The organism is Mesorhizobium sp. M7A.F.Ca.CA.004.04.2.1 (genome assembly GCF_004022825.1).
Classification (GTDB): domain Bacteria; phylum Pseudomonadota; class Alphaproteobacteria; order Rhizobiales; family Rhizobiaceae; genus Mesorhizobium.
The window spans coordinates 1-3029 of the sequence record NZ_RZPH01000755.1; the positions used below are offsets into that span (position 1 = coordinate 1).

3 protein-coding genes are annotated in these 3029 nt (G+C 62.5%); 2 read left to right on the forward strand and 1 reads right to left on the reverse strand.

Annotated elements, in window-relative coordinates; all coding sequences use genetic code 11:
- Positions 1 to 171, reverse strand: a 171-nt coding sequence (locus EN893_RS39490; RefSeq protein ID WP_281062508.1) for an NAD(P)-dependent oxidoreductase, incomplete at its 3' end; no start/stop codon positions are given.
- 418 nt (positions 172 to 589) lie between these two features.
- Here EN893_RS39490 and EN893_RS26420 point away from each other — a divergent pair.
- The gene (locus EN893_RS26420) at positions 590 to 1039 is read left to right on the forward strand and encodes a host attachment family protein (protein ID WP_127271043.1); all 450 of its coding nucleotides are present in this window, start codon (positions 590 to 592) and stop codon (positions 1037 to 1039) included.
- A gap of 223 nt (positions 1040 to 1262) precedes the next feature.
- On the forward strand, positions 1263 to 3029 hold a 1767-nt coding region (gene ybaL, locus EN893_RS26425; protein ID WP_128361893.1), incomplete at its 3' end, for a YbaL family putative K(+) efflux transporter.

Sequence of the window (3029 nt, forward strand, 5' to 3'; positions counted from 1 at the left end):
GAGCAGATCGGGCTCGGCGTGTTCCGCGATGATCCGCAGGACCGCGCTCGACTGTCCGATCAGCCGCGCCTTGGCGAGTGCCTCTTCGCCGCCGCCGACGATGGCCACGGCTTCGCCCTCGACCCGCATGAACACGGGGAAGGCGCTGAGCTTGGGAGCAGTGTGCGACATGGACGCGAGCGGAATCCTGAATGAGCTTGCAGTTCTACGCGCGGGCGCGAGAAACCAGAAGGAACGCACTCGCGCATCCCTTATCGGGATGCAATTGCTTTTCTGAAAGCATCCCAGCCAAGAGAAAAATATTTCTCGTTTGCAGATGGAGCGGATTCAAGCTGCTGTCGCAGGCCTTGTTTTCCGGGTCTTTTAGCGCCTGGGGAGAAAAGCGCAAAACTGTTTTTTCTAAATTCTACCAAATTAGTAGATTAAAGCCGCGAACTCTGGATAGCCGGAATGTCCAACGCCGACGCGGCGGCCGACTGGAACATTAGTGGCTCGGGGCGCGTTCTCAAAAGGCCTGTCATATCGGATCGAAACCCCGGCTGCGGAACGCCCCGAAGGCCACCACGCGGCTGAAAAGGAGCCTGTCATCATGAACACAATCATACTCAAGCACGGTATCTGGGTCATGGTGGCCGATGGCGAGAAGGCGCTTTTCCTCAGGAACGCCGGCGACAACAAATATCCGAATCTCGAGGTGGTGCAGGAAATACAGCAGGACAACCCGCCCACCCGCGAGCAAGGCAGCGACAGCCCGGGCCGGTACAATGATGGTCCCTCCGTACACCGCAGCGCAGTCGAGGATACGGACTGGCACCGCATCGGCAAGGAGCGTTTCGCCGATGAAATCGCCGCCCGGCTCTACAAGCTCGCGCATGACGGCGAATTCAACGAGATCGTGCTCGTCGCACCGCCAGTGGTGCTTGGGACAATGCGCAAAAAGCTGCACAAGGAGGTCGAGGACAAGGTGACCGCCGAAATTCCCAAGACATTGACCAACCATGCCATACCGGAAATCGAGGCCCTGCTGCGGGCAGGCTGATCATTGTCGATCGGCCCTGACGGATCGAGACGAATAGCACCGCACAAATTCCGATCCGGCCGGCAGCTTCTCAGCTGCCGGTCAAATTTTTGCGGCAGCGCCGTCGATTTCACGGATTCGCGGGTTGCATCGCCGACATACCATCCACCATATTGCAAAACAGGCGGCGGCTTTGGGCGGCGCTCATCCAACATCGCTGTTTTTGAAAGGCGCTCCATAGACAATGCCGCATGACACGCCCCTTATCGCCACCATCGTCGCCGGTCTGGGGCTGGCTTTCGTCTTCGGGGCTCTCGCCAACCGCTTCCGTATCCCGCCGCTGGTCGGTTATCTCGTAGCCGGCGTGCTGGTCGGGCCGAACACGCCTGGCTTCGTCGCCGATGCCGGCCTTGCCAACGAACTGGCCGAAATCGGCGTCATCCTCCTGATGTTCGGCGTCGGGTTGCACTTCTCATTGAAGGATCTTCTGTCGGTGCGCGCCATAGCCGTGCCGGGCGCCGTCGTCCAGATCGGCTTTGCCACCGCACTCGGTGCCGGGTTGTCGTGGATGCTCGGCTGGTCAATGGGCGCGGGACTGGTGTTCGGCCTGGCACTATCGGTCGCCTCGACGGTCGTGCTGCTGCGCGCTCTGCAAGAGCGGCGGATGATCGAGACCGAGCGCGGCCGCATCGCTGTCGGCTGGCTGATCGTCGAGGACCTGGCCATGGTGCTGGCGCTGGTGCTGCTGCCGGCGCTGGCCGGCGTGCTCGGCGGCCAGGAGCAGACCGACGCCCATGCAAGCGGGCTGCTGTCGCTGCCGGCCAGCTACGGCATCTGGGGCGTCGTCGGCATCACGCTGGCCAAGGTCGCCGCCTTCGTCGTCGTCATGCTGGTGGTCGGCCGCCGGGTCATCCCCTGGATCCTGCACTATGTCGCCCACACCGGCTCGCGCGAGCTCTTCCGGCTGGCGGTGCTTGCCATAGCGCTCGGCGTCGCCTTTGGCGCGGCCAAACTGTTTGGGGTCTCACTGGCGCTGGGCGCATTCTTCGCCGGCATGATCATGAGCGAATCCGAACTCAGTCACCGTGCCGCCGAAGAATCCTTGCCGCTGCGCGATGCCTTTTCCGTGTTGTTCTTCGTCTCGGTCGGCATGCTGTTCGACCCGTTCAGCCTGATCAGCAATGGCTGGCCGATCCTGGCAACGCTGGCCATCATCATCATCGGCAAATCGCTGGCGGCGTTCGTCATCGTCGTTGCCTTCGGCTATCCCCTGGCCACCGCATTGATGATTTCGGCAAGCCTTGCCCAGATCGGCGAATTCTCCTTCATCCTGGCCGAGCTCGGCGTCGGGCTGAAACTGTTGCCCGAACAAGGTCGCGACCTCATTCTGGCCGGCGCCATCCTGTCGATCGTCCTCAACCCGCTGATGTTCCTGGCCATCGACTGGATGAAGCCGTGGCTGGAACGGCGCGCCGCCAGGACGGCACCGCCGGTCGAAGCAAAACCGGTTGGTCCGGCGACGGAGCCGGGCCAGGTGGCCTCTGTCGCGGCAACGGCGAAAAGGGAGGACGGGCCGCCGCCCAAGACGGCACTCACAGGCCATGCCATCCTGATCGGCTACGGCCGTGTCGGTGGCCTGGTCGGCTCGGCGTTGAAAGACGCGGCACTGCCCTTCCTGGTCATCGAGGACGCCGACAAGACGCTGGCGAGGCTGAAAGCGGACAGCATCGAGACCGTCGCCGGCAATGCGGCCAATGCCGAAGTGTTTGCCGCCGCCAACCCCGAAGGCGCCAGCCGGCTGATCCTTGCCATCCCCAATGCCTTCGAAGCCGGTCAGATCGTGCTCCGAGCCCGCGCCGCTAATCCCGGTATCAACGTTATCGCCCGGGCCCATTCGGATGCCGAGGTCGAACATCTCAAGGGTTTGGGCGCCGATACGGTGATCATGGGTGAACGCGAGATTGCGCGCGGGATTGTGGAAGAAGTTCTCGGTTCCAAACCGGAGTTGAGG